This window comes from Arthrobacter sp. efr-133-TYG-120 (genome assembly GCF_030209785.1).
Taxonomy (GTDB): Bacteria; Actinomycetota; Actinomycetes; order Actinomycetales; family Micrococcaceae; genus Arthrobacter.
Genome location: NZ_JARVRI010000001.1, coordinates 224,045 through 250,537, shown reverse-complemented (window position 1 = coordinate 250,537; position 26,493 = coordinate 224,045). Strand labels below are relative to the sequence as shown.

Sequence of the window (26,493 nt, the reverse complement as noted above, 5' to 3'; positions counted from 1 at the left end):
ACCTGGCGGCGGATTTAGAATGGAGCCATGATCGATATTTCGGTCGAGAAGGTAGCTCTTCTCCTGATCATTGCCGTTTTGGTCCTTGGACCCACCAAGCTTCCGGAGTACGCGAGGAAGCTGGGGCGGCTTATCCGCGAACTGCGGCGCATGGCTTCCGGAGCGCAGGAAAAGCTTCGCCAGGAGCTCGGTCCGGAATTCGAGGACATCGATTGGCGGAAAATGGATCCGCGCCAATACGATCCTCGCCGTATCATCCGTGAAGCCCTCCTCGAGGACGAGCCGCTTCCTGAGCCTGCCATCCCAACCCAGCCGCAGACCCCTGGACAGCCTCCTGCCCGCCCGGTTGTGCGGTTGGCGGCCGGGCGGAAGGCCCCTTTCGACGACGAGTCCACCTGATCCGTTAGTCGAGGCGCGGTGTGCGCGGGGGAGCGGTGCGGCGCTCGCCTGTTCCTTCGAAGGCCGCGGCCAGTGACAGCAGTGCGGTGTCGTCGTACGCGCGGCCGGCGAACGTGAGCCCCACGGGCATGCCGATATCGCTCATAGTTCCCATCGGTACGGTGACTGTCGGGATCCCCAGGTGCCGGGGGACGAGGTTGCCGTTGGCCACCCAGACGCCGTTGCGCCAGCCGAGATCGGCTGAGGATTCGTTGACGTCCATGTCGGCCGGGCCGACGTCGGCTGCCGCGGGGAAGATGACCGCATCCAGGCGGAGGCCGTCCATCCACTCCTCAAGGTCAACCCGCCGGGTCTCTTCGAGTCCGTGCAGTCCTTCTTCGAGGGACGGGATGTCGGTGACGGAGGAAGCCCCGTGCAAGCGGATGTGCGCCGGGTAGTCGGCGATATCGTCGTCGAACCCGTCATAACGGTCCGGGAGCGCGCCTTCCGGATGCGGGAAGATCGCAGCGCCGTCGACGTCGGCCAGGCTGTTGAGCGACGGATCCCCGTTGGCGGAGAGGAAGTCGTCCCAGGCCCAGGCCGAGAGATCGACGATTTCCCGCCGGAGGAAGTCTAGGCTGACCAGTCCGCGGGTGGCGATGGTGGGCGCTCCCGGGCGGTCGCCTTCGTAGTTGGAAACCACGGGGAAGTCCACCAGCACCACGTCGGCGCCGGCGGCTTCGAGGTCGCGCCGGGCTGCCTCCCACAGTGCCATGACGGAATCGCGCGTCTGGATTCGTTGACCGGTGGGTACGCCGATGCCGGGAGTTTCGCTGGTGCCGGCGTCGGGGTCCGCGTTGATGTACATGCGCGGCACCCCGAAGCGCTTGCCCCTCAACGCTGAGCGGGCGCCGTCTACGTTGGATGGTGCCAGCGCAGGGTAGGAGGCCGGACGGACCTGGGACGCGGCCGGGATCTGGACCCAGGGCTGCGCGCGCCAGAAGTCGCCGCGGGTTTCGGCGTCGTCGGCCACAATAACATCGAGCAGTTCCAAAAGATCCGCGATGGACCGGGTGTGCGGCACCACGACGTCCATGGTGGGGACCAGCGGCCAGTTCCCGCGCACCGAAATGACCCCACGAGACGGTGTGTACGCGCACAAGGCATTGTTCGACGCGGGCGCGCGGCCGCTGGACCAGGTCTCCTCGCCCAGGCCGAAGGCTCCGAAGCTCGCGGCGGTAGCGGTTCCGGAGCCGTTCGAGGATCCGGAGCCGAAAGCGGCGGTGAGGAAATCGCCGTTGTAGGGGCTTTCGGCGCGTCCATAGACGCCGCGCTGCATGCCGCCGTTGGCCATGGGCGGCATGTTGGTCAGGCCGATGAGCACGGCCCCTGCCTCGCGGAGGCGTTCGATGGTGAAGGCATCGCCTTGCGCGATGAGGTTTTTGAACGCGGGGGAGCCAGCGGCGGCCGTGAGCCCTTTGGCCAGAAAGCTGTCCTTGGCGGTGTAGGGAATGCCGTCGAGGGGCCCGAGGGCGGTGCCGCTTGCCCGGCGCATGTCGGAAGCCCGGGCATCGGCGAGTGCGTCGGGGTTCATCACCACCAGTGCGTTCAGCGTGATGCCGTTGCGGTCGTAGGCGTCAATGCGGTCAAGGTACGCCTGGGTGAGTTCCCGGCTGGTCACCGTGCCGGCTTCCAGGGCGGTGCGCAACTGCGCGATGGAGGCCTCGACGACGTCGAAGCGGCTCATCGTGCCACCGGCCCGTTGAGTGTGGGCTGCTGCTGCGTGATGCAGTGGATTCCCCCGCCCCGGGCGAGGATTGGCCGGGCGTCTACGGTCACGACCCGGCGGCCCGGGTAGGCCTCGGCCAGGATTTCCGCCGCCAGGGCATCAGCGCGCTCTTCGCCATAGCCGCATGCGATCACGCCGCCGTTGACTACGAGGTGGTTGACATAGCTCCAATCGACGAAGCCTTCTTCGTCGCGGAGGGTCTCAGGCGCGGGAAGCAGCGTGATCTCGAACGGCTTGCCAGCGGCGTCTTGCTGGGTTTCGAAGAACCGCTGCAGGGTGCGGCTGACCTCGAAGTCGGGGTGGCCCGGGTTGGTCTGCGAGTGCAGCAGGACCCGGCCGGGAGAGGGAAGGGTGGCCACCATGTCGATGTGGCCGCGTGTGCCGAGGTCCTCGTAGTCACGGGTGAGACCGCGTGGTACCCACACGGTCTGGGTGGTGCCCAGCGTGCGTGACAGTTCCGCTTCGACGCGTGCCTTGTCCGCGTAAGGGTTTCGGTGTGGATCCAGCTGAACGGTATCGGTGACAAGGACGGTGCCTTCGCCATCGACGTGGATGGCCCCGCCTTCGTTGACCAGCAAGGAAGTGACCAGTTCAGCGCCGGATTCTTCGGCGACAAAGCGGGCCATGCCAGCGCTCTTCTGCCATTCGGACCAGGCCGGGGCGCCCCAGCCGTTGAAGATCCAGTCAACTGCGCCGAGCACTCCGGGCCGTTCGTCGTCGACGACGAAGGTGGGTCCGACGTCGCGCATCCAGAATTCGTCGAGGGGAGCCTCAAGCTGTTCGATTCCGGCGCCGAGCATCCGGCTGGCCCTGTCCCGTTCGCTGGGGTCGACCACCATGGTGACGGGTTCGAACTCGGACACCGCATGCGCGACGGCGGTCCAGGCCGCGTACGCTTCTTCCGCCGAAGCGGCGTCGTCGCCCAAGGTCAGGCCAGTGCGGGGGAACGCCATCCAGGTGCGCTCATGGGGTGCGGTTTCGGCTGGCATTCTCCAGGCCATGGAAGTCTCCTCCGTGTTGTGAGGTGAAATGTGGTGTGAGGTGTCATTTCTTATTGATCGCATGATCAACAACAGGAAAACTACTTTAGACTGTTGTGTGATGTCAAGCACCATACAGAAACGCGCTGCGCGGAAGACGCCGGCCGAACGCGCGGCCGAAATAGCCGAGGCCGCCAAGGAAATAGCGCTTGAGCAGGGGCTTTCCGCCATTACGCTGCGGAACGTTGCAGCGCGGGTAGGGGTGGCCTCGGGCCTCGTCGCGCATTATCAGCCCAACGCGGAGGCCTTGGTGGCGGGGATCTTCTCGACCATCGTGGCGGCGGAGACCGAGGAGGTTGCCGGCCTTCTGGAGGCGCAGCCGACTCCCTTGGAACAGCTCGGCATGCTCCTTGAAACGCTCATGGACAGCAGCCGCCTGGACGTCACAGCCATTTGGGTGGAGGCGTGGACCCTGGGGCGCCGGAACGAGGCGCTCGCAGCCTGCGTCCGTGAGCAGATGGATGCATGGCAGGCCGTGGTGCAGCGCGTGGTCGAGGCGGGGATCGACGCCGGTGAGTTCGACACGTTCGACGCTCCGTCTGTGGCTTGGCAGATCCTGGGCATGGTGGACGGACTGAACGCCCAGGCGCTGGTGCGCTGGGATGGCGTCAGCGACCGCGGAACGCACCTGGCCCGCGCAGTGGAGGGCATGGTGGGTGCGGCCCGCGGTTCGCTGTTGCCGGGCGGCGTCCAGCACGCCGGGATGATCCCAAGTCCGGATTCCTAGTTCGGCAGGTAGTGTTCCAGCCGCGCGAACTCCGGTTGCGAAAGCTCGCTCCCGACGGCGGCGGCCCCCACCGCGCAGGCCGCCGCGAGGCTGCTTTCCTCGTCTAGGCCCGACGCAAGTGCGAGGACGAGCGCCGCACAGAAGGCGTCGCCGGTCCCCACGCTGTTGACGACGCTCGTCCTCGTCGCGGGCGCATGGGCGGTCTTGACCCCTTGCGTGTACATCGACGCCCCGCCCGCACCATACGTCACGGCCACGCGTTTGGCGCTCCGAAGCTGGGGGATGAGCTCGTACTCCGACTCGTTGACGATCACCAGATCGCACCGTTCAAGAAGCTCTGCCGGGAGTGCCTGTGCCGGGGCCGCGTTGAGGGCGAAGAACCCGGTGGTGCGGCGCGCGGCTTCCAGTACGGTTTCGACGGCGATCTCAAGCTGTGCGAGTACCGGCCCGCCATCCGAGAAATCAGCGCGTTCCAGCGAAACCATGGCGTTGGCTCCCGGAGCCACGGCGATCTGGTTTTCGCCCTCGTTGTCGATCACGATCAAGGCGGTGCCGGTTGGTGCGGAAACCTGCTCCACTGCCGAAGTGTCAACCCCTGCCCGGTCCAGGGCCTCCGTCAGAAGCCGGCCATCCGGATCCGCGCCGACTGCGCCCACCATGCGGGCGGCACGGGCGAGCCGGGCAGCTGCCGCGGCCTGGTTGCCTCCCTTTCCGCCGGGCTGGCGGGTGAGCGTGCCGCCGCCGATGGTTTCACCGGGGGACGGCAAGCGATGGACGCGGCACGTGAGATCGACGTTGAGGCTGCCGACAACAGTGAGCGTGCTGGGGTGGGGCATGAGTTGTCCTTCGGGTGGTGCTGGATTGCGGGGTCGGGTTTCCGGCCTAGTGCCAGAAGCCACGGTGGACTTCTGTCGCCTCGGGAAGCGGAACCGGGCCGGTCACGGCGACGGTGTTGCCGCCGTGGGCAAGGACTTCGCGGCAGGGCAGGTCAAGGGTGGGCACGCCCGACTGCTCGGTGACGATCGAGGCAAGGTCCTTCTCGGACAAGGCATAGACCACGCGCCCGATTCCCGCCCAATAGATGGCACCGGTGCACATGGCACACGGTTCGGTGCTCGTGTACAAAGTGCTGCCGGCCAGTGCCGCGGCATCGAGCTTCCTGGCGCTCAATCGGACCAAATTGGTCTCGGCATGCCCGGTGGGATCGTGTTCCGTGTTGACGGTATTCATGGCTTCCACGAGGGTTCCGTCCGGGGCCAACAGGAGTGCACCGAACGGGTGGTCGCCGCGATCCCGGGCAGCCCGCGCGAGCGAAATGGCGCGGTGCAGGAACTCAAGGTCGGCCTGGCTTGGCTTGGCGGGTAACGAAGTGTTCATCAAAAGCCCCTTCAGTTCGCTGCCGGCAGGGACAGGATCCGCTCCAAGAGGTGTGCCGCGGCGTCGCCCTTGACGGACAGCACAACCCGCGATGCCCGGTCCGGCACCTCCCGCACGCCGGCGGCTTCGCCGTCGAGCCGCTCACAGCGGGTCTTGCCGTGGGCCTCACCCTTACTCGTATCCACGGAAATTCCAACGTACGGGGCGTCGTCGAGCTCGAGGGCACCCACGGCGATTGCGGCCGCCAGCGGATCGTGGAGGGCGGCGCAGTGTTCACCGAAAATCGTGTTGTAGAAGGCGAAGTACTGGACGAGCATGCCCGACAGTGCGCTGGCCACCGGATGTCCGGCAGTTCCGAGCGCCGCACGATGGGCCTCATCGAAGCGGTGGTTCATGGTGACATCCAGGGGCACCAACGTGACCGGCCAGTCGGCTTCCATCACTGCGGCCGCGGCCTCGGCGTCGTTGAAGATGTTGGCCTCGGCGACGGGGCTGACGTTGCCCGGCACAAACGCGGCTCCGCCCATGATCGTGACATCGCGGACGAGTGCCGGGAGGTTCGGGTCCAGCTGCAGCGCGAGGGCCAGATTGGTGAGCGGGCCTACGGCGATGACGCGCAATTCACCCGGATACTCGTTGGCGAGCTGCACCAGCATCTCCGCGGCAGTCTCTGATTCCACCGTCAGTCCGGCGTCTTCCAAGGTGATCCCGCCGATGCCGTTCTCGCCGTGAACGTGCGGCGCCCCGCCGTCGAACGTCCCCATGAGGGGATCGTGGGCACCCACGGCAACCGGGATCCCGGTCCGGCCCGCAGCATGGAGCAGATTCAAGGTGTTGACGGCCCCGGTTGCGGCGCTGACGTTGCCGCTGACGGTTCCGATCCCGGCCAGCTCCACCTCTGGGCTCGCCAGGAGATAGGCGATGGCCAGGGAATCGTCGATGCCGGTATCGCAATCGAGGTAGAACGGCTGCGGTGTGGTGGTGGTCATGGTGCTCCTTCGGGGTTTTGGTGACGTGGGTTCGGGCTTAAGCATGGGCGGCGACGGCGGCCGGTGCCGCTGCGGCGCTCGCAGCGACAGGGCGGAGGATCAGGGAAGCAGCAAAAGCCGCCAGGGCGAAGCCTGCCGAGATCCACAGGGCAGTTTGGTAACCGGCGATGGTTCCGGCGGCGACGGCGGGTGCGACGACGGCGATTCCCACACTGGCTCCGATTCCAAAGCATGCTCCATTCAGGCCGGGCACGGAACCGGGCGCCGATTTGGGTGAATTCAGCACGGCGATCCCGCTGACGGTGCTCTGGAACTGGCCGAGATAAAGGACTCCCATGATGATCAGCAAGGCGAAGACCATCCAGCGGTCCGCGGCAAAGATTGCCACGGCGACTGCCGCGACGACGATCAGCCCGCTGCTGATCCGCAGGGCCTTGAACCAGCCGATGCGCTGCGCGAACCAGCCGGAGAACACCGCAGTGAGCACACCCACGAACGCTGTAGGCGTCAGGTACAGGAGGGCTGACATGGAGGCGGATAGTCCGTATCCCGCGTGTGCGTCCTGGCTGAGGAGGATCACGGTGAAGTTCAACGCCGAGAAGATACCGGCAAGGGTCAGCACTGTGCTCGCCAAAACCGGCCATACCTGGCGGGATCGCAACTGTTCGATGGCGATCAGGGGACGCGCAACCCTCTTTTCCACGGCCACGAACGCCAGCCCGGCAATCACGGCGCCGGCGAGATATCCAAGGGTCCAGATATCGCCCCATCCGGACGTGGAAGCCTGTCCGATCAGGTTGCTCAAGAGAACCAGGAACGTGCCCAGGGTGCCCGCGCCCCACCAGTCCATGCGTCCTTCCCGTGTCCGGGCGGCCCTTTTCGGGACGACGACGGCGACCAACACGATCGCCAGCACGCCCACACCGAGGACAAGGACAAAGAGGAACTGCCAGCCGATGGTGTCGGTGATGAAACCGCCCAGGAAGCCGTCGAGTCCGCCGATGCCGCCGTTGACCGCCGAAATGACGCCGACGGAAATGCCGAAGAGGCGTTTGCTGAAGCGCTCCGACAAGAGCAGGAAGGAAATGGTGAACGTGGCGCTCGTGGCACTTTGCAGGACACGGCCCACGAGAAGGATGGTCAGGTTCGGCGCCCACAGGCATAGGACCGTGCCGCACAACATCATCGAGAGGACGATCAGCAAGGTGCGGCGGCGTCCCAGGAAGTCGCTCCATCGCGAAAGCGCCATGCCCAGGACGGCGCCGGTCAGGAAGAACAGCGACTGGACTTTGGCCACGTTTTCGGTGGATTCCTGGAAATGGGCAGCCATGGCCGGCAGGGCCGCCGAGAACAGGCTGGCGTTGAGCTGGTAACTGAGGATCGAAAGGATGAGCGTGGCGATGAGGACGGGCACTCGCGCTGCTTTTCGCCGAAGGGGGAGCCCTGGGGTGCTGGTGGCTTGGGTGGTCATGGACAAACTTCCTTGTTTGAAACAAAACGGCTTCTGGGGGCGGCTCGATGCAGGTGTGGCGCAGAGCACAGGATGGCTTATATGTGCATCATACACGCTTGTTATACAAGCTCGGAATACTCATCGCGTAAACTCTGAACATCGACGAAGGGAGCCATCTTGGACCGCAGCGCTGAAGCCGTTCTGTCGGAGCCGTTGGATGCCACCGCCAACATCCCGCTCCGTGTTGCCGTGTACTCGCGCATCATGAACGCCATCAGGGCGGGGCACTTCCCCGTTTCCTCGCTATTGCCTTCGGAAACGGACCTGGGTTCGGCAATGAAGGTCAGCCGGACGGTAGTCCGTGAGGCGCTCATGCTCCTCGAGGAAGACGGCTATGTGCGGTCCCGCCGGGGCATTGGACGGTTTGTGGCCACGCGCCTGCCGCGGGTCGGCCTGGAGCGGATCAGGCCCATGGAGGAGATTCTCGCTGAGGCCGGATCCGCTATCCAGGTCAGCCGGACGCAGCACGTACTGCACCCGTCATCGTCGGTGTTTACCGCAGAGCCCCTCGGAATCCGCGAAGAGGAGCCCTCCTGGTTCTTCGAGAGCGTCCTCACACGGGACGGCTCTCCTATCGCCTTGGTCCAAGAGCACGTCGCAAGCAAGGGGGGTCTCATTGATCGTGACCCTGAAGCGGCACGCGCCATCGTGGAAGACGTTCAGGGAGAGGCCACGCTGCTGGCTAACTTGATCTCGGCTATTGGCCCGGCCTTTGGTCCCGGCGAGACCGACATCGCAGCAGGCACCCCGGGCGTCGCGCGCGGCGAGCTGCTTGAGCTGGATGCCCAGGACCCGGTGCTGATCCTGACCCAGACCGTGGAGCACTCCGGCCAGGTCGTCTACCTGGCCAAGACACTGGTCAACACCGGAGTGGTCCAGATCGGAATCATCCAGGGAACCTAACGGGCGGGCACCCAACTGACTCGCAGTAGATGTCGTTTTGAGGGCCTATAACGACACCTGCTGCTAGTCAGTTGGGGACTTGCGGGGCGAGGGTGGCCGTGGGGACTAGTTGGCTGGGCGGACGGCTCGTCCCGCGGCTGCGATTACCAGCTTCTCCGGGAGCAGCTTGACGGCCACCCGGGCAACAAAGGAGTTGAGCCGGCCATCCACGACGCTCGGCTTGTTCCCGCGGATCGCGGACATGGCGGTGTCCACCACCTGCTCCGGGGTCCGCAAGGATCCGGCGGCTGCTGCCTCGCCGGCGATGTCAAAGAAGGGCGTGTCCGTAGCCCCCGGGCAAACGGCAAGGACCTTCACGCCCGTTCCTTGAGTCTCCGCCCACAGCGCTTGGGTGAAGGAGAGCACAAACGCCTTCGTCGCGCCGTAGACGGCCATGTGGGGTATCGGCTGGAATGCGGCCGTACTCGCGATGTTGATGATGGCCCCCGAGCCGCGCTCAGCCATACCAGGCAAGTAGCGTGTGCTGGTACCGACCAAGGTGGAGCAGTTCAACTGGATCTGTTCGGCGTAGCGGTCGGCGTCCGCTTGGACGACTTGTCCGTGTGTTCCGAATCCCGCGTTGTTGACCAGGATGTCCACTGTGAGTCCCAGCGAATCGGTGGCGAGCTGGAGTTCCTTTGCGGAGTCCGGAAGGCTCAAGTCCATGGCAAGGACGGTCACTTCGGTGCCGTGCCCGCGGAGTTCAGCCGCAAGCGCGTCAAGTTTGTCCTGGCTGCGCGCAACCAGGATCAAGCGTGCGCCCTCAGCGGCAAGTCTGCGGGCGAAGACCGAACCAATGCCCGTAGAGGCTCCAGTGATGAGGGCTGTTTTGGCTGAAATGTTCATTTTCTTCTCCTACGTTCCGACTGTTAATAAACTGACTGTGCGGTTTGTTTTTTGCCCACGAGTCGAAGTCTCAGGCTCGTGGCCCGCTGCATTACTGGCTGGAAATGAACTGCTGCTCGAGGAATTGCAACAGCAGGTTCGCGCGTCTCTCGAAGGCATCGAGATCTTTGGGGTCAAGGGCATCGGTGACCGACTTCAACCCGTCGAATGCGGCCACGATAACCGTTGCCGCGTCGCCGGGATCGCCTGAAAACGCCAGGACGCCGCTTGCGCGGCCCCTTTGAAGGATGCCGGCCACGAGATCCACCCATGCGGCCAGGGGAGAGGCGCCACCGGGGTGCTCCTTCGTGGATGCCAGTTGATTCGCCAAATGCACCACGCCCCACGCGGAAGAGTCGCTCAGGACTGTTCTGACCATGAACTCCCCGAGGCTGCGCAACTCCTCCAGCGGGTTGTTCTTGCTCAGAATTTCTTCTTGCACGCGACGCAGCCAACGTGACTTTTGCTCGTCGACGACGGCCTGGGCCAACATTGCTTTCGAAGAGAAGTGGAAGTAGATGGCTCCCTTCGTGAGCCCGACTTCGCGGATGATGTCGTCCATCCGGGTCTGCTCGAACCCCTTGCGCGCAAAAACGTCCGCGGCAACTCGAAGGATCTCATTCCGTGTGGCCGCGCCCTTGGGCGTACTGCCTGTGTCGCCGAACTCCATATTGCCACGTTACAAACCGACCAGTAGGTATGTCAATCTGGGTAGTTCGCCGGCTTCGATCATCCGATGGGCACAGCGTGCCGATAGGATTTGGTCGTTTAATAAGGGGCGCAACAGTAGCGATCGCTGCTCTGGCAGATTTTGGGAGGAGTGGGGGGACCCAATGCGCGATGAAGCGCTCTTCGAGGCTTCCGTCAAGCGGGAGCTCGTTCATAAGCGCTCCGTTTCGGAAGTCTTCTTGACTGACTTTGTCCAAACAAGTTCAAGGCGGTTCATTGCGGGAGCGCAGTGGCCGCGATGGCACGTTTTTTATGGGTCGCCGGACGGTTCGCCTGATTCGGCGCTCATGGCTGAGACATTGAGGCAGGCGGTAATCTTCATGTCCCATTTGTGCGGAGTGCCCTTGACCCACAAGTTCCTCATGCCGTACATGAGCATCTCGGTAGAAGCCGCGCTCCTGGATCCCTTGGTACCTGCGCAAGTTGCGGTCGAACTTGACGTGAAGGATATGAAGCTCAGTGGAGGGCAGTTGTCCGCCCTGACTGTCACTGCTCGGTTCGTTGTTGACGGCACTCCCATCGGGGAAGGGGCCGCGGCGGCCCGCATTGTGAATCCTGCGACGTACCAGCGATTGCGCGGGGCGGTCCCCACTGTATTGCCGGCCGCTGGAGAAGACTTGCTGGCGTGTGCCGACGTCGGGCATGCCACCCAGCGGAACGTGATGCTCGGGCCAAGCTCGCGCCCCTTCGTCTGGCCGCTGCGGGTTGACCCAACCCACCCCATCTTCTTTGACCATCCGCTGGACCACGTCCCGGGAATGCTCTTGGTGGAGGCCGCAAGGCAGGCTGCGCGCGCAGCGTGTTCCCGGCCGGATGTCGATTTTGCCCTGTTTGAGGCGGAATTCATGAAGTTGGTTGAGTTCAGCTATCCCGTGGATGTTGTTGTGACTCGACTCGAATCACATGCCGCCCATGGTGTGATGAGAGTCCGGTTGTTGCACGAAGAAGAGACTCTGATGTCCTTGGTGGCTCAGGTCAAAACGCCGCATTGATTCAGGGCGTCCCTGGGCCTTGCGGGTGGCTGGGTATTAATGCCGGCATCATGAAACCCCACATGTCGTCAATCCTTTTGAGAACGTCGCGCCGTTCTGTCAGCACGTTGGAAACCATCTGGACGCCCGTGAAAGACGCAACCAAATACCGTGCGAAGTCTGCGGCCTCAACCTCGGGCCGCACGTCACCGTCCAATTGGGCTTGGCGCGTCAGCATCTCCATGGTGGTTACCCAGTCCTGGTAGGGACCTTTGACGTCTCCATTGAACGCCGAAGCTTCGAAGGTCAGCCGGATTCCGGCCCTGACGATTGGCTCATCGAGTAGCTGTTGGCCGAATGTCCGGCACATGGCGATCATGGTCTCCAGCGCGGGCAGTCCCGCGGCGGCGATCTTCTCCCCGGCGACACGCACGATGTTGTGCTGTTCGGCGATGACGGCAAGCGCCAGGTCTTCCTTCGACTTGAAATGGAAATAGAGCGCGCCTTTAGTGACCGAGGCGCGCTCAGTGACGTCGCTCAGGCTTGCATTCCCGTAACCGACCTCTTCAAAGATCGACGCTGCACCCTCGATGACTGCCGTTCGGGTGGCTTTGGCACGTTGTTGCATGATCCGCGTGGAGACCTCTCCGGTTTCTGCGTCCGGGATACTTGAGTACATGAAACTGACGGACCCGAAGATCGGTGGGGGACATGTCAACATGTGTTGACCATGTGCCCCGGGTACTGGTCCTCGGTTCGTCCGGTTTCATTGGAAGCCGGGTTGTAGCCTCACTCGCCGGATCCGGAGGGGCGCACGTTGTTGCACTCTCACGAAAACCGGTTGCAAGACTACGAAACAACAACGCTACCATTGCGACCGCTGACATTTCCGTCCCGGGGAGCCTGATTCCCTTCTTGGCCGGTACGGATGTGGTCATCCACGCAGCATCCTATGTGGGCGCCGAGCCTCGCCTTGCCCATGCGATCAACGAGGCCGGCACCGGTCACGTCGTTGAGCAGTGCCGGGAAGCCGGGGTAGCCCGGCTGATCTATGTCAGTACGTGCAGTGTTTACGGGAGCGGTCCCCACCGCGGCATTCTTGAATCCGAGGTGGGATATCACCCGGCCTCGGTTGCCAGCGCCACCCGTGCCGTTGCCGAACAGCTGGTTCTCGGCAACGGCGGCGAAGTTGTTCGCCCCAACCTCGTGTTCGGTGCGGGAGACCGCTGGTTTGTTCCGGGCCTGCTCAGGCTGATGAAGGTTGCTGGCGGGTGGCCGGGCGATGGTTCGGCGCTGCTTTCGATCATCGGCGTCGAGGCCCTTGGCAGGCTGCTTTCCGGGCTTGCGTTGGCACCCCGGCAACCCGGGCGCGCTTTCCATGCCGCATATCCGGAACCTGTTCCGGTGTCATCCCTCCTGGAGAGCGTTGCCCGGGTATTCGGTGTGGAGTGCCCCAAGTTCCTGGGAGATGACGAACAGGCAGGCCCGGCCTTGCGCGCGGCAGGATTCAGTAGCCATCAGGTTGACTTGGTGACGAAGGATCACTGGTATTCCTCCGGAGGCCTTTGGCGGATCTCCGGGCTCGAACCGGAAACGTTCAGCAGTGCCCTTGGTGAATTTTCTTCCGCCTACCACGTTTCCCGGGAGCCCAACCGGTCATAAACCGGTTGATCGGTTTGTTTAATGGCCGGCCAGTCTCTAGACTTCAGTCCAGCGGCTCGTTGTGTTTGCGGCAACTAGTTGAAGGGCAGTAATGGGGGGAGGTGCGGCCGAGCAATCGACCGCACCTCATCTGTCCTACCGCACATCCTCGGTCCGGGTGCCGACGGCGTTCGATTTCCTATCTCACATCCTTGTGGTTTAGTATTGACGAGTTGCTCCGGCGGGGATGGAAGTCCCGGTGAGCAAAGTTCGGGGCTGTGGCGCAGCTGGTAGCGCACCTGCATGGCATGCAGGGGGTCAGGGGTTCGAGTCCCCTCAGCTCCACCACAAGAAAAGGGAATCACCCGAGCGGGTGGTTCCCTTTTTCGTCTCTCCGTGGCAAGCGTCAGGCACGGCCCCGTGCTACTCGCGCTTGACTCCATATTCTGCCGCGCTGACAAACTCGATCGCCGAGTAGGTCTCGTCGCCTACCACCCAGGCGTTGTGTCCGGGCGGAATGGTGTACGAATCTCCTTTGGAGATGCTGATCTTCTTGCCGTCGCTGGTCTCGACTTCCAGTGCGCCGGCAATGCAGTAACCCACGTGGTTGAGCTGGCAGGAATCCGTTTGGACCACCGGTTTGATGCAGTCCGCCCAACTCCAGCCCGGTTCGAAGCTGAGGCGGCCGATCGTGTAGTCACCAACAGTGACGTTTTCCACCACGGTTTTCTCCGGGCGGCGAACTTCATCGGGGGAATTGTGCGACTTTACTTCAAGCTGAGTGACGAGGTTGACAGTCATGGTCTGCTCACAAGGGGAGTGGGAGCCTGGTCTTCCAGGTCCGCAACGTGGCTCGCCCTTCGCAGCGGACCCTGATGTCCGGGCTGCTTGCGGCGCGTGCCGTGCCTTCAGCAGCGGTCAGACGGTCGATTACTTGCAATCTCTACCATCCTCCGCCACCCCCGTGTTGTCGAGGGTTCCTGAGGGGGATAGATTGGTGCACCGTGACCTTGACCGAGCTGGATGCACACCTTGAGACGCTCTTCGGCACCCTGCGCCGCTTTCCCGACGTCGAGGCGGAGAACCTGCATGCGCATGACGCCACCGACCGGCTCCTCCTTGAGAGCGCGGCGGGCTACCTCAGTAATCCGGAATCCCGCGTTGCGGTGATCGGCGACCGCTACGGAGCCCTGACCCTCGGCGCCTTGGCGGCGCTCGGCGTCGGGCACGTCCGGGTGACCCAGGACCCCTACGCCGGCAGGCTCGCGCTGCAGCGGAACGCCGAGGCGTCCGGGCTGTCGGGCCGCTTTGATCAGTTCGAGCTGGGCGCCGGCCTGCTCGACGGCGCCGAACTGGTGATCATGCAGCTGCCCAAGGCCCTCGCGGAACTGGAAGAAATCGTCGACGCCGTTGCGCGCTTTGCGGCGCCGGGAGCTGTCCTGCTCGCTGGAGGACGCGTCAAGCACATGTCCCTGGGCATGAACGCCGTCCTTGAACGCCGCTTCGAATCGGTGCAGCCGCAGCTTGCGCAACGGAAGTCACGTGTCCTGCTTGCCGCCGGTCCCAAGCGGCCGGACACCCCGGAGCCCTTCCCGGTCTCGGAACAGAACACGGAGCTGGGGATGACGGTCTGCGCCCACGGGGGTGCGTTTTCGGGCACGAAGCTGGATATCGGCACGCGTTTCCTCTTGGGCTTCCTGGACAGGATCCCTGGAGCGCGGCACGCGGTAGACCTCGGCTGCGGTACCGGGATCCTCGCCACGATCTACTCCCGGAAGCATCCCGACGCCCGGGTTACGGCGACGGACCAATCGGCGGCAGCCGTCGCTTCCGCGAGGGCAACCGCGGCAGCCAACGGACTGGCAGATCGCATCACGGTAGTCCAGGACGACGCCATGTCCACTTTCGAACCGGGCAGCGCCGACCTCATCCTGCTGAACCCGCCGTTCCACCTCGGCGCAAGCGTCCATGCCGGGGCGGCCACGAAGATGTTCGATGCCGCGGCGAGGGTCCTGTCTTCCGGCGGCGAACTCTGGACTGTCTACAACAGCCATTTGCAGTACCGCGCGGCGCTCGAAAGGCTGATCGGTCCCACCACCGAAATCGGCCGCAACCCGAAATTCACCGTGACGCGCAGTATCAAACGTTAACCATCAGAGCGCTTCCGACAGCAACTGCTCCACCCCGAAGTGCCCGATTCCCGCCATCCGCGGATTGTCATCCGAGAAACTGACCATCGCCGTCGCAAGGACCACAGCCCAGCCGCGGGACCGGGCCCACGTAGCGGCGTCCACCGCGCCTCCGAAGGCCGCCATGAAACGGCGCCGCGCACCGCCGTCGAACATCAACCATGCCACGGCGAGGTCGACGGCGGGATCCCCGGCCCCGAGGTCGCCGAAGTCGACGACGGCGGCGAGGCGGCCGTCGGGCCGCAGGAGGACGTTGGCCGGGTGGAGATCTCCATGCAGCCACAGCCCGGGGCCGTCCCACGGCGGCGCCCCGCAGGCCTCGGAAAAGAGCGTCCGCAACCGTGCCGCCTGCGGATAGCGGCCGGAATCGTCGAGCCGCTCCATGACCACGCCGGACCTCGCTGCCAAAGGCACCCCCCGGACGGGATTGACGGGCGCGCCCGGTGCGGCCGGAACGTGGATGGCGACGAGGAACGCGGCAAGGTCCTCGGCTGCCGCGTTCCGTAACTCCTGGGGCGCCCGCGCCGCGGAGAGTCCCTCCAACCAAGGAGTCACGCTCCACGGCCATGGATAATCCGCGGATGGCCGCCCCGAATGGATGGGGCTGGGGAGGGGCACTGGCGAACGCTTGGCATACCCGGGGAGATAGTGCTGCTCATGCAGTATCAGCTGCGCTGCCGCCTCCCGGCGGGGCAAGCGGACGGCCCACTCCTTGCCGAGCCGGTACATGACGTTGTCCCAGCCGTTGGCCACCAACTCCAAGGGAAGGTCGGCGAGCCCTGGCAGTTGATCTTCGAGCAAACTCCTCACCAACCCTGCGGTGATGTCCAGCTCGGCCTGCGGCATGAGTGCCATATTCCGGGGCCTCCGATCAGCAATATCCGGGTCCATTACGCCTGGGCAGCGTGTGGGCATACCGGGACAAGCACAGGTGCCGTACGATGCAAATGCAACAGCATTATTCGAATGATTTTAGGGGAATCCGTGACTGAGATCCGCCAGCCGACTCCGAGGCGCGGAACCAATCTGCCCCGCATGGGGGACTTCAACCTGACCGTCATTCTCGACGCAATCAGGCGTTCGTCCGGCGGACTGAGCCGGGTGGAACTCGCCCAGATTGTCGGCCTTTCACCGCAGACCATTTCGAACATCTCCCGCCGCCTCCTGGATCAACATCTCATTGTCGAAGCGGGCAAGGAAGGCAGCGGCCCGGGCAAGCCCCGCACGATCCTGCGCCTGAACCCTTCCGGAATGTACGCGCTTGGCGTCCATCTCGATCCTGCGGTCATCACCACCGTGGTCCTGGACCTGGTCGGAGACGTTGTGAAGCACTCCAGGATTCCCACGCCGGCCGGAAGCAATCCGCAGCGCGTCATCGCCGCCATAGCGGAGGAAATCAAGGCGCTGATCGAAGATTCAGGTGTTGATACGGGAAAGATCGCGGGACTTGGCGTCGCGGCGCCGGGCCCCATAGACCTTGACGAGGGTACGGTCGTGGATCCGCCCCTCATGACGGGTTGGGACCGGGTGCACTTGAGGGACGCCCTTGCCGAAGCCACCGGGCTCGAGACCCTTGTGGACAAGGACGTTACCAGCGCGGCCGTCGCCGAAACCTGGGCGGGCGGGGCCAGCGGCACCGGAAGTTTCATCTTCATGTATATGGGTACCGGTATTGGTTGCGGCATCGTCTTGAATGACGAAGTTGTCCGTGGAACGTCCGGCAACGCCGGTGAGATCGGACACATCATTGTCGATCCGGACGGGCCAGCATGCGATTGCGGCCTGCGCGGTTGCGTCAAGTCCTCCTGCATCCCGCAGGTGCTCGTGGCCGAAGCCGAAGAGCAAGGTGTCCTGAACGGTGGCCGCAAAGGCACCGAAGGCCCGGAGGTCCAGGAAGGCTTTGCCCGGCTTTGCGATGCCGCGGATGCAGGTGACGAACGGGCCATCGCGATCATAGACAAGTCGGCGGTGCTGGTTGCCCGGGCGGTCGCGGTGGTGACCAACACCCTCGACGTCGAACGCGTCGTGTTTGGCGGCCCGTTCTGGGGCCGGATGTCCGAACGTTACCTGGATCGCATTCCGCCCTTGCTCGCGGCCAACAGCGCCGCCAACAGCATCCACGGCATCGAGGTTGTCGGGACCGGAGTGGGCGAAGATGTCGGCGCCATCGGCGCGGCCTGCCTGGTGCTGGAACATACGCTTGCGCCGCGCGCCCAGCGGCTCCTCTTGGAAGGCTGAGGCCTTCACCACGTCCTGCGTCGCAGGGCCGCATTTATCAATATCGGTAACAGGCTGGGCCAGCTGAAGTGTGGGGGCTGCAGCCGCTTGAAGATCGGAGCGTCATGCGTCGCCCAGTCCGGATCGGAGCAGCACTGCTCGGCGTCGTAGGCCTTTTGGCCTCGCCCGCCTGCTCTGCCCAACCGCAAGCTGTTAACAAACAAACCATCAAGATCGTCTATCAAAAGACGGACTCCTTCACCGCCCTGGACAAAGTCTTCCAGGACGCCAAGCAGGAATTCGAGGCGGCAAACGCCGGCGTCACCGTGGACTTGGAGCCCATCCAAGCCAACGACGACGATTACGGCACCAAGCTCGCGCTGGCCCAGCGTTCCCCGGACACGGCTCCGGACGTCTTCTACGAGGACACCTTCAAGGTCCGCTCGGACGTCGACGCCGGATACTTGCTGAAACTCGACTCGCAGCTGGCCGCGTGGGACGAGTGGTCCAAGTTCAACGAGGGTGCCAAGGCCGCGGGACGCGGTGACGACGGCAGCATCTACGCCGTCCCGCTCGGCACTGACACGAGGGCCATCTGGTATAACAAGACAGTCCTCCAGAAGGCCGGCATCTCGGTGCCCTGGCAGCCGAAGACCTGGGAAGACATCCTGGTTGCGGCCCGCACGATGAAGGCCGCGGATCCGGGCGTGATTCCCTTCAGCATGTACGCCGGAAAAGGCACCGGTGAGGGAACCGTCATGCAGAGCTTCTACGAATTGCTCTATGGAACGGGAAGCTCCCTGTATTCGGAAAGCGACAAAAAGTGGGTTGTGGGTTCCAAGGGGTTCACCGACTCGCTCCAGTTCCTGAAGACCCTCTACGACGAGAAGCTTTCCGTGACCCCTGCGGATGCCCTCGATTCGAACGTCTGGAAGAAAGTCTTTGGAAAGTGGCTGCCGCAAGGCAAAATGGGTGCCACCGTGGAAGGCTCCTACGCGCCGTCTTTCTGGCAGAAGGGCGGCTCCTACGAATGGGCCGGCTATGCGCAGGACATGGGAGTGGCCATGTTCCCGACACAGCGTGGACAGGATCCCGGTGGCGTGAGCATGTCCGGTGGATGGACGCTCGCCGTCGGCGCGAAGACCAAGACCCCGGACCTGGCCTTCAAGTTCCTGACCACTGCCGTGAACAAGAAGAATGCCTTGGCGTTTGACGTGAACAACTCGCAGATCGCCGTCCGCACCGATGTCGCTTCCGATCCCGGATACCAAGCGGCCAACCCGTTCGTGAAGGATGTTTCCGATTTGGTGGGCGTCACCCACTATCGCCCGGCAACCGCCGACTATCCGAAGATCTCCCTCGCGGTCCAACAAGCCACCGAGGCTGTCATCACCGGCAAACAAAACCCCGCGGAAGCCGCAGCCGAATACGACGCTTCGGTCAAGAAACTCGTCGGCGACGCCAAGGTCATGCAGAAATGACGCATGGCAGTCCCTGATTCCCTCAACCGCGGTTCCCTGCGACGCAGATCGCCCGTCCGAAAGGCTCTGCGTCGCAGGCTCCGCTTGTTGCCGGTTTTGCCGTCAATACTGATGTTGGCCCTCTTCATGGTGGCACCTGTGGCGTGGTCCTTCTACGCCTCCTTCACCAACGCCGCATTGTCCGGCAAGGCGGCCTTGAACCCCCAATGGGTCGGCCTGGACAACTACGCGCGGATGCTGACGGATTCGGTCTTTCCGCTCTCGGCATGGCTGACGGTAATTTTCGTGGGCGTTTCCGCGATCCTCGGACAGAACGCCCTGGGCCTGGTCATCGCCCTGTTGATGACGAGATCCGGGGGAGCGACGGCGTCGCTGGTGGGCACGGTGGTGGTCGCGGCGTGGATCCTGCCGGAGATCGTGGCGGCCTTCGCGGCCTACGCGTACTTCAGCCAAGACGGCACACTCAACCAGCTCTTGGCAATGTTCGGTGTCCAAGGCACCAACTGGCTCTACGCTTTTCCGATGGCCGCCATCATCCTGGCCAATGTGTGGCGCGGCACCGCGTTCTCGATGCTGGTCTACAGGGCCGCGCTTTCCCAGGTCCCGCGCGACATTTCCGAAGCCGCCCTCATGGACGGCGCCAGGGGTTGGCAACGCCTGGCCTTCATCACCCTGCCGATCATCCGGGGAAGCATCGCCACGAACCTCATGCTGATCACCCTCCAGACTCTCGCGGTATTCACCCTCATCTGGGTGATGACGGCCGGTGGTCCCTCCAACGCGAGCACCACCTTGCCCGTGCTGGCGTACCAGGAAGCCTTCAAGCTCGGAGACATCGGCTACGGCACCGCGATCGCTTCGGTATTGATCCTGATCGGCATGGTCTTCGGGGCTGTGTACGTCAGGCTGATCCGCGGGGCGAAGCCGTGACCTCCCTGCGGCGTGCGCCCCTGCTCGCCGGGAAGCGCCCGACGGCGGTACCAGGGCGGCGGCTCCGCGTGCGCTTCGCTGCCAATGCGGCTTTGGCCGTGATTGGGCTGTGCTTTGTGCTGCCCCTTGCGTGGTTGCTTCTCGCCTCCGTTGATCCGAACGCCGGATACGAGACGCGGTGGCCGCAATCGGCGTCGCCCGCCAATTTCGCCGCCGTGATGACGCCCGGGCTGCTCTTCCAGCCGCTCGTGAACAGCTTCCTGCTCTCTGCCGGAACCGCCGTCGTGAACCTCGCGGTTGCCGTGCTAGCGGCCTATCCGCTGTCCCGCTACCAATCGCGATTCAACAAGCCGTTCCTCTACGCGATCCTGTTTGGCACTTCGCTCCCGGTCACGGCGATCATGGTGCCGGTCTACGGCCTGTTCGTACAGTTGCAATTGCTGGACTCGATGCCGGCAACCATTTTCTTCATGGCAACCACCACCTTGCCGATGGCCATTTGGATGACCAAGAACTTCATGGACTCCGTGCCGTTGGAGCTGGAGGAAGCCGCCTGGATGGACGGCGCCTCGGGACTGGCCACGCTGCGGAGAATCGTGGTGCCCCTGATGAGGCAGGGGCTGGGAGTGGTGTTCATCTTCGTCTTCATCCAGGCCTGGGGGAACTTCTTTGTCCCGTTCATCCTGTTGTTGTCTACCTCAAAGCAGCCGGCCGCGGTGTCTGTCTTCAGCTTCTTTGGCCAGCACGGAGCCATTGCCTACGGGGAACTCGCCGCGTTCTCCATCTTGTATTCGGTCCCGGTGCTTATCCTCTACACGGTGGTCGCCAAGGGTTCGGGAAGCGCGTTTGCGCTGTCCGGCGCGATGAAGGGCTGAGCGGCCGACAGCCAGGACTCAGTCGATGTCCTCCACGATGGTGCCGTAGGGGATGGAATCATCCAGGTGTGCTTGGTGGCCGGTGAGGCCGCGGTTGTAAAGCACCCGCACCCCGTGAAGCTTGTCCGCGGCCGATTGCATCAAGATGGGGCGGACGGTTTGGATGAACCGCTCGTCCTTGCCGTCGAGGTATTCCTGATAACTGGCTGGAAGCTGGATCATGGCAAAAGAATAGTCCTGCAGGACCGTCATGGGGAGGGCTCGCAACGGGCTTCTCTGTGGCGTACTGTTTTCGGCTTTAAACCCTGCCGTTAGCCAAAGCGAACAATCTTCAGAAATCAGGCGAAACCTAGCGTAAAAATGCGTCTTAATTCGGCAGGGGATTTGTGGCGCCCGGAACCCCGATCTAGAGTCGTATTCAAGTTACCGCGGTAACGTGTCAGCGATCCTCCGCCGGATCTGCCTCTTGAAGGCAGGCAGGAGGGTGTGGGTGCCCCCATGTGGGCCTGACATTTGCACACGGACAACTTCATTCCAGGCGTAACAGTCGCGGCTGCGCCCTGCTGGAGTTCGTTGCGTGTATCCCCAAACTCAATTCACCGATTCTGCAGTCCATGGACCTGGCTTTCAAGTCCGTGAACGCAGGCCCGCTGACACACAGCCAAGGACGCAAATGTCACCACCAAGCCTCATCGACACCCATCCAAACTTGACCGGCACGGCTCCCGTTGCCCTGTCCTACGAACTTTTCCCTCCCCGCTCTCCCGCCGCCGCGGAGTCCCTCTGGACGACCATCGGGGAGCTCGAGGCCACTGACCCCGATTTTGTCTCGGTCACCTACGGCGCCAGCGGCTCCAACCGGGACACCGCCGTCGAGCTCATCAACCGGCTGCTGCTCGAAACGACCCTGCGGCCATTAGCCCACCTGACCTGCGTTGGAAACACCCCGGAGGAATTGGCCGAGATCATCGGCGAGCTCCTGGACAACGGCGTGCGCGGCATCTTTGCGCTGCGCGGCGACCTCCCCAAGGACAGCGGACAGCCGGTCAACGGTTCGCTGCGCTACGCCCAGGACCTGATCGAACTGATCCGGCGCGTGGAACAGCGACGTTCGGCCCTCCTGTGCGCGGGCAAGATCGCCGTTGGCGTGGCCGCCTATCCCACCCGCCACCCTGAGTCGCCGAGTGTGGAGCACGACGTCGAGGTGCTGCTTGCGAAGCAGCGTTCGGGCGCAGACTTCGCCATCACGCAGGTCTTCTTCCACACCGAACAATATGCGGACCTGATCTCCCGGGCCCGGCGTGCGGGCGTCACGATCCCGATCATCCCGGGCGTCATGCCGCTGACCAGCCTTCGCCGGCTCAAGCGCCTCGGCGAGCTCACCGGCGTCGAGCCGGCACCGGAGCTCATCGAGAGCCTTGCCGCGGCGGACAGCGACGCCGAACGGCGCAGGATCGGAGTCCGTGCCACCGTGGACCTGGCCAACGCCGCCCTCCAGGCCGGTGCTCCGGGCATCCACCTGTACACCTTCAACGAGCACGCCTGCGCCCTGGACGTGCTGGACAAGCTTGCCTTGCCCCGGCCGGCCAGGCCCGCCAGCAGGCTCAGTGCCATCGCCCGCCGCCAAGAACTCGTCAGCTGATCAGCCAACGCTGCTCCGCGCACCCCTAGACACATCGATTTGCACCTACTGCCCCAAGGAAATCCCATGACTGAACAGAACATCACCCAATTCCCCGCCGCATCCCTGCTCGGCTACCCGCGCATCGGCCGCCGTCGTGAACTCAAGAAGGCTGTTGAAGCGTACTGGGCCGGCAAGATCGACGCCGCTGCCCTTGACGCCGCTGCCAAGGACATCCAGCTGACCACAGCGAAGCGACTCCAGGAACTGGGCCTCAACGAAGCCGCCGCCGTTCCGGGCACCTTCTCCTTCTACGACCAGGTGCTCGACGCGACGGCTCACTTGGGTGCCGTCCCGGCCCGTTTCGGCCAGTTGCTCAACGCCGAAGGCCAGCTCGACATCGATGGCTACTTCACCTTGGCCCGCGGCAACAAGGAACAGCAGCCGCTGGAAATGACCAAGTGGTTCGACACCAATTACCACTACCTCGTGCCGGAAATCGGCCCGGAGACCGACTTCAAGCTCGCCTCCAACCGCATCGTGGAGGAATTCGAGTTCGCCCTGGCCAACGGCATCGAGACCCGCCCGTACATCGTGGGCCCGGTGACCTACCTTCTGCTTTCCAAGGCTTCGGACGACGCTCCTGCGGGCTTCGCCCCGCTGTCCCGACTCGAGGACATCCTCCCGGTCTACGTTGAGCTGCTCGGCAAGCTTGCCGCCGCCGGCGCCAGCTGGATCCAGTTGGACGAGCCCGCCCTCGTCGTCGACCAGGACACCCCGGCCGAAGAAATCCAGGCTGCCGTTGCCCGTGCCTACGAAGTTCTCTCCGGTGCCGCAGAGCGCCCCCAGCTCTTCGTCTCCACCCCGTACGGCTCCCTCGACGGCCAGCTCGGTACCCTTGCCGCCACCAACATCGACGCCCTGCACATCGACGTCTTCAAGGGCGCGGTACCGTCCGCGGCAGCCCTGGCGGGCCTCGGCAACAAGACCCTGGTTGCCGGCGTCGTCGACGGCCACAACATCTGGCGCAACGACCTCGCGGTCTCGGCCGCAAAGCTCGACGAATTGAAGGCCGCGGCCGGCAAGCTCGCCGTCAGCACCTCCACCTCCACCCAGCACGTTCCGCACGATACTGCCGAGGAAACCCAGCTCTCCGCGCAGCTCCGCAGCTGGCTCGCATTCGCTGACCAGAAGGCTGTCGAGGTCAAGACCCTCGCCGACTACCTGGCCAACCCGGCTTCCGCGAAGGCCGCCATCGACGAAGCTTCCGCAGTGATCGCCTCCCGCGCTACCGCCGAAGGCGTCCAGCGCGCCGACGTCCGTGCCCGCACCGCTGCCCTCACCGAGGCCGACTTCAACCGCTCCGAGTACTCGGTCCGCGAAGCCGCACAGGAAGCAGCGCTTCACCTGCCGCCGCTGCCCACCACCACCATCGGTTCCTTCCCCCAGACCTCGGAAATCCGCTCCGCCCGTGCCCGCAACAACAAGGGCGACCTCACCAACGAGCAGTACGAACAGCTCATGAAGGATGAGATCAAGCGCGTTGTCGAGCTGCAGGAAGAGCTCGGCTACGACGTCCTGGTGCACGGCGAGCCCGAGCGCAACGACATGGTCCAGTACTTCGCCGAGAACCTCGAAGGCTTCGACGTCACGGTCCACGGCTGGGTCCAGTCCTACGGCTCGCGTTGCACCCGTCCGTCCATCCTTTGGGGCGATGTCACCCGTTCGGCTCCCATCACGGTTGCTTGGGCCGAATACGCGCAGTCCCTCACCAACAAGCCGATGAAGGGCATGCTCACCGGTCCGGTCACCATCCTGGCCTGGTCCTTCGTCCGCGACGACCAGCCGCTGGGCGAGACCGCCAACCAGGTGGGCCTGGCGCTGCGCGACGAAATCGCCGATCTCGAGGCTGCCGGCATCAAGGTCATCCAGGTGGACGAGCCCGCCCTGCGCGAACTCCTGCCGCTGCGCAAGGCCGACCACGCAGCCTACCTGAAGTGGTCGGTTGACTCCTTCCGCCTGGCCACCGCTGGTGCCGCCGACGCCACCCAGATCCACACCCACCTCTGCTACTCGGAGTTCGGCGTGATCATTGACGCGATCGACGGCCTCGACGCCGACGTTACGTCCATCGAAGCAGCACGTTCACGCATGGAGGTTGTCCACGACCTCGAGGCGCACCACTTCGGCCGCGGCGTTGGTCCGGGCGTCTACGACATCCACTCGCCGCGTGTTCCGGGCGAGGCCGAAGTCACCGAGCTGCTGTCCACCGCCGTCAAGCACGTTCCGTCCCGCCAGCTCTGGGTCAACCCGGACTGCGGCCTGAAGACCCGTGGCTACGCCGAGACCGAAGAGTCCCTGCGCAACCTGGTCAAGGCCACCAAGACGGTCCGCGCCAGCCTGCTCGAAGCAGCCAAGTAGACATCACGTAGTACGAACGGCGGCGGCCGGTCACCTCGAAAGGTGACCGGCCGCCGTCGTTAACTCCTGCCTCAGGACCTTGGTCCTGCGTCAGGATTCCCAGAGGATCTCGTCGTCCACCACGCCGTCCTCGTCCGCCGCGACTACCAGGAGTTCGTCGGTGAAGTGCGAGCCCAAGGTGAAGTCGAGGACGAAATAGCGCTCCGGCTGGCCGGGGTAGATCGCTACATGACCTAGTTTGAGGGCCTTGAGGAAGACGTCCTTGGTGAGCTGCGTCTTGTCGCGGACGCCGAACACTGCCTCCAGTTGCTCGTCCTTGAGCTGGTTGGAGTGGAAGTGGAGGAATTGCTGGGAGTTGGTGCCGTCCTGGTCCAGCTCCTCGGCGATCATGTCCCGGACCTGGTCCACCAGCTCGGGGAGGTAGCCCAGGCGGTAGTCCACCTTATGGAGTGCCTTCTCGTCGAAGTGGTCGTGCGCCGCGACGTTCAGGTCCAGTTCCAGGGGATTTCCGGCGAGCTCGTGCGAAGCCACGTAACAGTGCTCCCGCCCGTGGTTGAGCTCGATCTCCCCAAAATGTTTGCTCGCTACCTTGCTCATGTCTTCAAGATAGTCCCAAACAAGCGGCGTGTTCCAGCATCCTGGAAGATTTCAGGTGCGTGGTTTGGGCGTTGACTTTTGCGTCGTTTTGGGCATCGTAGCGGCACTGCCGGCGCGGACGGTTGCGGTGCTCCCGCGAAGGGTATCGGCCAGCAATTCCGTGAAGAGCTGCACCTGCGCTGTGCGCTTCTCGTTGATGAGCAGGGCGAACACGTTGCGGGCTAGCCGGATGTCCGGAACGTCGAGGACCACGACGCCGGGCGGCCGGTGTCGCAGCGCGAGTTCCGGCACCAGTGCGGCGCCGAGCCCCGCTGCCGCCATCTCGAGGCTGGCGTGGAAGTCGTCGCTATAGGCCGCGACGCGCGGGTGCAGATTGCAACTGGCGAACAAGCGTTCAATCACCACCGCGTCGCTGGTGCCCGGGTGGTGCATGATCCAGGGCATGTCCGAGAGTTGCGAGGCCTGCATTTCGGCGTCCTCCCGGATGCCCCAGGACGCGGGGAGCACCACCCGGAAGTCGTCGTCGCCGATCCATTGCCGGTCCAGGGTGTGGGGCCACGCGAGTCCGGACTGGCCCACTTGGTACACCAGCGCCAGGTCCAGTTCGCCGCCGGTGCGCAGCCCTTGGATGGTTTGGGAAGGTTCGGCCACCCATACACGGAGTTCTATGCCAAGCTTCTTCCAGCGCGGGTTCCGGAGAATGTCCGGCAGGACGTAGGTTGCCAGGCTGGGGAAGATGCCGAGCCGCAGTTCCTGGACGGGGGAGTCCGCGCTCCTCGATGCGGCGGCCAGCAGGGTCTCGACGTCGGTGAGCACTTTGGAGGCATGCCGCACCATGGTCAGGGCGGCTTCGGTGGGAACCACGCTCCGTGGGGAACGGTGGAAGAGTTCGACGCCGGTGTCCCGTTCCAGGGATGCCATCTGTTGGGATACGGCTGAGGCTGTGTAGCCGAGCCGTGCGGCGGCTGCCGCGAAGGAACCGAGCCGCGTGACTTCAAGCAGTGTCCGCAGGTGGAGAAGGTTGACCATCAGTGATCCTTAGGCTCGATGCCGGCCGAAATCCGTGCCCAGCCAGCATAGCGGTGTGAATTCGGTCTCCGCTGCTGCCCGGGGGAGCCACGAAACCGTGTTTGCAGGATGCCGCGACACGCCGGGATCCAAGCGACACGCTGAGGATTAAA

Annotated in this window: 26 protein-coding genes and 1 tRNA gene; 13 read left to right on the top strand and 14 right to left on the bottom strand. The window is 64.1% G+C overall.

The genetic code is table 11. The features are described 5' to 3' along the window. Positions 1-27 precede the first annotated feature (27 nt). Positions 28-399, top strand: a complete 372-nt coding sequence (locus tag QRN51_RS01175; RefSeq protein ID WP_284988301.1) for a sec-independent translocase — start codon at positions 28-30, stop codon at positions 397-399. A 4-nt stretch (positions 400-403) separates the two neighbouring features. On the opposite strand, the gene QRN51_RS01170 is transcribed toward QRN51_RS01175, so the two are convergent. Both QRN51_RS01170 and QRN51_RS01165 read right to left on the bottom strand, forming a co-directional pair. Next, the gene (locus tag QRN51_RS01170) at positions 404-2,125 is read right to left on the bottom strand and encodes an amidase (RefSeq protein WP_284988300.1); all 1,722 of its coding nucleotides are present in this window, start codon (positions 2,123-2,125) and stop codon (positions 404-406) included. Then, on the bottom strand, positions 2,122-3,168 hold the full coding sequence (locus tag QRN51_RS01165; protein WP_284988299.1) for an agmatine deiminase family protein: 1,047 nt from the start codon (positions 3,166-3,168) through the stop codon (positions 2,122-2,124). Before QRN51_RS01165 ends, QRN51_RS01170 begins: the two co-directional genes overlap by 4 nt. Positions 3,169-3,268: 100 nt before the next feature. Here QRN51_RS01165 and QRN51_RS01160 point away from each other — a divergent pair, with 100 nt between their 5' ends. Beyond that, positions 3,269-3,934: a TetR/AcrR family transcriptional regulator gene (locus QRN51_RS01160; RefSeq protein WP_284988298.1), complete on the top strand. Its 666-nt coding sequence runs from the start codon at positions 3,269-3,271 to the stop codon at positions 3,932-3,934. On the opposite strand, the gene QRN51_RS01155 is transcribed toward QRN51_RS01160, so the two are convergent. Genes QRN51_RS01155 through QRN51_RS01140 form a run of 4 tightly spaced genes read right to left on the bottom strand, consistent with a single transcriptional unit; the run spans position 3,931 to position 7,771 of the window. Then, a complete protein-coding gene (locus QRN51_RS01155; RefSeq protein WP_284988297.1) occupies positions 3,931-4,770 on the bottom strand; it encodes a PfkB family carbohydrate kinase in 840 nt (279 codons plus the stop codon). The two genes, QRN51_RS01160 and QRN51_RS01155, sit on opposite strands and share 4 nt — an antisense overlap. Positions 4,771-4,816: 46 nt before the next feature. After that, entirely contained in the window at positions 4,817-5,311 is a 495-nt protein-coding gene (locus QRN51_RS01150; protein ID WP_284988296.1) for a nucleoside deaminase, read from the bottom strand. An 11-nt stretch (positions 5,312-5,322) separates the two neighbouring features. Then, a complete protein-coding gene (locus QRN51_RS01145) occupies positions 5,323-6,300 on the bottom strand; it encodes a nucleoside hydrolase (protein ID WP_284988295.1) in 978 nt (325 codons plus the stop codon). A gap of 37 nt (positions 6,301-6,337) precedes the next feature. Beyond that, a complete protein-coding gene (locus QRN51_RS01140) occupies positions 6,338-7,771 on the bottom strand; it encodes an MFS transporter (protein ID WP_284988294.1) in 1,434 nt (477 codons plus the stop codon). Between the two features lie 159 nt (positions 7,772-7,930). Here QRN51_RS01140 and QRN51_RS01135 point away from each other — a divergent pair, with 159 nt between their 5' ends. Further along, the gene (locus tag QRN51_RS01135) at positions 7,931-8,716 is read left to right on the top strand and encodes a GntR family transcriptional regulator (RefSeq protein ID WP_284988293.1); all 786 of its coding nucleotides are present in this window, start codon (positions 7,931-7,933) and stop codon (positions 8,714-8,716) included. 105 nt (positions 8,717-8,821) lie between these two features. Here the strand turns inward: QRN51_RS01135 and QRN51_RS01130 are convergent, their stop codons facing one another. Then, entirely contained in the window at positions 8,822-9,601 is a 780-nt protein-coding gene (locus QRN51_RS01130) for an SDR family NAD(P)-dependent oxidoreductase (protein ID WP_284988292.1), read from the bottom strand. Between the two features lie 91 nt (positions 9,602-9,692). Then, a complete protein-coding gene (locus QRN51_RS01125) occupies positions 9,693-10,310 on the bottom strand; it encodes a TetR family transcriptional regulator (protein WP_059389342.1) in 618 nt (205 codons plus the stop codon). Here QRN51_RS01125 and QRN51_RS01120 point away from each other — a divergent pair. Then, the gene (locus QRN51_RS01120; protein ID WP_350224956.1) at positions 10,192-11,361 is read left to right on the top strand and encodes a ScbA/BarX family gamma-butyrolactone biosynthesis protein; all 1,170 of its coding nucleotides are present in this window, start codon (positions 10,192-10,194) and stop codon (positions 11,359-11,361) included. The genes QRN51_RS01125 and QRN51_RS01120 overlap by 119 nt on opposite strands. A gap of 1 nt (position 11,362) precedes the next feature. Here the strand turns inward: QRN51_RS01120 and QRN51_RS01115 are convergent, their stop codons facing one another. Next, a complete protein-coding gene (locus QRN51_RS01115) occupies positions 11,363-12,061 on the bottom strand; it encodes a ScbR family autoregulator-binding transcription factor (protein ID WP_284988290.1) in 699 nt (232 codons plus the stop codon). On the opposite strand from QRN51_RS01115, the gene QRN51_RS01110 reads away from it, so the two are divergent. Next, positions 12,052-13,002 carry an NAD-dependent epimerase/dehydratase family protein gene (locus QRN51_RS01110; RefSeq protein ID WP_284988289.1) on the top strand — a complete coding sequence of 317 codons (951 nt, stop codon included), beginning with the start codon at positions 12,052-12,054 and terminating at the stop codon, positions 13,000-13,002. The genes QRN51_RS01115 and QRN51_RS01110 overlap by 10 nt on opposite strands. Before the next feature lie 251 nt (positions 13,003-13,253). Next, positions 13,254-13,329, top strand: a tRNA-Ala gene (locus tag QRN51_RS01105). A 75-nt stretch (positions 13,330-13,404) separates the two neighbouring features. On the opposite strand, the gene QRN51_RS01100 is transcribed toward QRN51_RS01105, so the two are convergent. Then, positions 13,405-13,782 (bottom strand): cupin domain-containing protein, encoded by a 378-nt coding sequence (locus tag QRN51_RS01100; RefSeq protein WP_059389338.1) that lies wholly within the window; start codon positions 13,780-13,782, stop codon positions 13,405-13,407. 209 nt (positions 13,783-13,991) lie between these two features. On the opposite strand from QRN51_RS01100, the gene QRN51_RS01095 reads away from it, so the two are divergent. Next, positions 13,992-15,131 carry a class I SAM-dependent methyltransferase gene (locus QRN51_RS01095; protein WP_502870835.1) on the top strand — a complete coding sequence of 380 codons (1,140 nt, stop codon included), beginning with the start codon at positions 13,992-13,994 and terminating at the stop codon, positions 15,129-15,131. 3 nt (positions 15,132-15,134) lie between these two features. Here the strand turns inward: QRN51_RS01095 and QRN51_RS01090 are convergent, their stop codons facing one another. After that, complete coding sequence (locus QRN51_RS01090; RefSeq protein ID WP_284988287.1) at positions 15,135-16,025, bottom strand: aminoglycoside phosphotransferase family protein; 891 nt, start codon at positions 16,023-16,025, stop codon at positions 15,135-15,137. Between the two features lie 129 nt (positions 16,026-16,154). On the opposite strand from QRN51_RS01090, the gene QRN51_RS01085 reads away from it, so the two are divergent. The 4 genes from QRN51_RS01085 (at position 16,155) to QRN51_RS01070 (ending at position 20,673) form a co-directional block, all read left to right on the top strand. Next, a complete protein-coding gene (locus QRN51_RS01085) occupies positions 16,155-17,408 on the top strand; it encodes an ROK family transcriptional regulator (protein ID WP_284988286.1) in 1,254 nt (417 codons plus the stop codon). Positions 17,409-17,512: 104 nt separating this feature from the next. Further along, complete coding sequence (locus QRN51_RS01080; protein WP_284988285.1) at positions 17,513-18,868, top strand: extracellular solute-binding protein; 1,356 nt, start codon at positions 17,513-17,515, stop codon at positions 18,866-18,868. A gap of 111 nt (positions 18,869-18,979) precedes the next feature. After that, positions 18,980-19,798, top strand: a complete 819-nt coding sequence (locus QRN51_RS01075) for a carbohydrate ABC transporter permease (protein WP_284988321.1) — start codon at positions 18,980-18,982, stop codon at positions 19,796-19,798. A gap of 20 nt (positions 19,799-19,818) precedes the next feature. After that, positions 19,819-20,673, top strand: a complete 855-nt coding sequence (locus QRN51_RS01070; protein ID WP_284988320.1) for a carbohydrate ABC transporter permease — start codon at positions 19,819-19,821, stop codon at positions 20,671-20,673. 18 nt (positions 20,674-20,691) lie between these two features. Here the strand turns inward: QRN51_RS01070 and QRN51_RS01065 are convergent, their stop codons facing one another. Then, positions 20,692-20,895 (bottom strand): hypothetical protein, encoded by a 204-nt coding sequence (locus QRN51_RS01065; RefSeq protein WP_113990700.1) that lies wholly within the window; start codon positions 20,893-20,895, stop codon positions 20,692-20,694. 451 nt (positions 20,896-21,346) lie between these two features. Here QRN51_RS01065 and QRN51_RS01060 point away from each other — a divergent pair, with 451 nt between their 5' ends. Together QRN51_RS01060 and metE are read left to right on the top strand one after the other, a co-directional pair. Then, positions 21,347-22,315, top strand: a complete 969-nt coding sequence (locus QRN51_RS01060; protein ID WP_284988284.1) for a methylenetetrahydrofolate reductase — start codon at positions 21,347-21,349, stop codon at positions 22,313-22,315. Positions 22,316-22,381: 66 nt separating this feature from the next. Beyond that, complete coding sequence (gene metE / locus QRN51_RS01055; RefSeq protein ID WP_284988283.1) at positions 22,382-24,715, top strand: 5-methyltetrahydropteroyltriglutamate--homocysteine S-methyltransferase; 2,334 nt, start codon at positions 22,382-22,384, stop codon at positions 24,713-24,715. 90 nt (positions 24,716-24,805) lie between these two features. Here metE and QRN51_RS01050 read toward each other — a convergent pair whose 3' ends face one another. Together QRN51_RS01050 and QRN51_RS01045 are read right to left on the bottom strand one after the other, a co-directional pair. After that, complete coding sequence (locus QRN51_RS01050) at positions 24,806-25,312, bottom strand: DUF2004 domain-containing protein (RefSeq protein ID WP_059389332.1); 507 nt, start codon at positions 25,310-25,312, stop codon at positions 24,806-24,808. 51 nt (positions 25,313-25,363) lie between these two features. Further along, a complete protein-coding gene (locus tag QRN51_RS01045) occupies positions 25,364-26,341 on the bottom strand; it encodes a LysR family transcriptional regulator (protein WP_284988282.1) in 978 nt (325 codons plus the stop codon). Positions 26,342-26,493: the final 152 nt, after the last annotated feature.

What these genes read in the sequence shown, in the direction of transcription:
- QRN51_RS01175 (WP_284988301.1), top strand. Translation starts at nt 28, where the DNA reads ATGATCGATATTTCGGTCGAGAAGGTAGCTCTTCTCCTGATCATTGCC.
- QRN51_RS01170 (WP_284988300.1), bottom strand. Translation starts at nt 2,125, where the DNA reads ATGAGCCGCTTCGACGTCGTCGAGGCCTCCATCGCGCAGTTGCGCACC.
- QRN51_RS01165 (WP_284988299.1), bottom strand. Translation starts at nt 3,168, where the DNA reads ATGGCCTGGAGAATGCCAGCCGAAACCGCACCCCATGAGCGCACCTGG.
- QRN51_RS01160 (WP_284988298.1), top strand. Translation starts at nt 3,269, where the DNA reads ATGTCAAGCACCATACAGAAACGCGCTGCGCGGAAGACGCCGGCCGAA.
- QRN51_RS01155 (WP_284988297.1), bottom strand. Translation starts at nt 4,770, where the DNA reads ATGCCCCACCCCAGCACGCTCACTGTTGTCGGCAGCCTCAACGTCGAT.
- QRN51_RS01150 (WP_284988296.1), bottom strand. Translation starts at nt 5,311, where the DNA reads ATGAACACTTCGTTACCCGCCAAGCCAAGCCAGGCCGACCTTGAGTTC.
- QRN51_RS01145 (WP_284988295.1), bottom strand. Translation starts at nt 6,300, where the DNA reads ATGACCACCACCACACCGCAGCCGTTCTACCTCGATTGCGATACCGGC.
- QRN51_RS01140 (WP_284988294.1), bottom strand. Translation starts at nt 7,771, where the DNA reads ATGACCACCCAAGCCACCAGCACCCCAGGGCTCCCCCTTCGGCGAAAA.
- QRN51_RS01130 (WP_284988292.1), bottom strand. Translation starts at nt 9,601, where the DNA reads ATGAACATTTCAGCCAAAACAGCCCTCATCACTGGAGCCTCTACGGGC.
- QRN51_RS01120 (WP_350224956.1), top strand. Translation starts at nt 10,192, where the DNA reads ATGTCGTCCATCCGGGTCTGCTCGAACCCCTTGCGCGCAAAAACGTCC.
- QRN51_RS01125 (WP_059389342.1), bottom strand. Translation starts at nt 10,310, where the DNA reads ATGGAGTTCGGCGACACAGGCAGTACGCCCAAGGGCGCGGCCACACGG.
- QRN51_RS01110 (WP_284988289.1), top strand. Translation starts at nt 12,052, where the DNA reads ATGTCAACATGTGTTGACCATGTGCCCCGGGTACTGGTCCTCGGTTCG.
- QRN51_RS01115 (WP_284988290.1), bottom strand. Translation starts at nt 12,061, where the DNA reads ATGTTGACATGTCCCCCACCGATCTTCGGGTCCGTCAGTTTCATGTAC.
- QRN51_RS01100 (WP_059389338.1), bottom strand. Translation starts at nt 13,782, where the DNA reads ATGACTGTCAACCTCGTCACTCAGCTTGAAGTAAAGTCGCACAATTCC.
- QRN51_RS01090 (WP_284988287.1), bottom strand. Translation starts at nt 16,025, where the DNA reads ATGGCACTCATGCCGCAGGCCGAGCTGGACATCACCGCAGGGTTGGTG.
- QRN51_RS01080 (WP_284988285.1), top strand. Translation starts at nt 17,513, where the DNA reads ATGCGTCGCCCAGTCCGGATCGGAGCAGCACTGCTCGGCGTCGTAGGC.
- QRN51_RS01075 (WP_284988321.1), top strand. Translation starts at nt 18,980, where the DNA reads ATGTTGGCCCTCTTCATGGTGGCACCTGTGGCGTGGTCCTTCTACGCC.
- QRN51_RS01065 (WP_113990700.1), bottom strand. Translation starts at nt 20,895, where the DNA reads ATGATCCAGCTTCCAGCCAGTTATCAGGAATACCTCGACGGCAAGGAC.
- QRN51_RS01060 (WP_284988284.1), top strand. Translation starts at nt 21,347, where the DNA reads ATGTCACCACCAAGCCTCATCGACACCCATCCAAACTTGACCGGCACG.
- metE (WP_284988283.1), top strand. Translation starts at nt 22,382, where the DNA reads ATGACTGAACAGAACATCACCCAATTCCCCGCCGCATCCCTGCTCGGC.
- QRN51_RS01050 (WP_059389332.1), bottom strand. Translation starts at nt 25,312, where the DNA reads ATGAGCAAGGTAGCGAGCAAACATTTTGGGGAGATCGAGCTCAACCAC.
- QRN51_RS01045 (WP_284988282.1), bottom strand. Translation starts at nt 26,341, where the DNA reads ATGGTCAACCTTCTCCACCTGCGGACACTGCTTGAAGTCACGCGGCTC.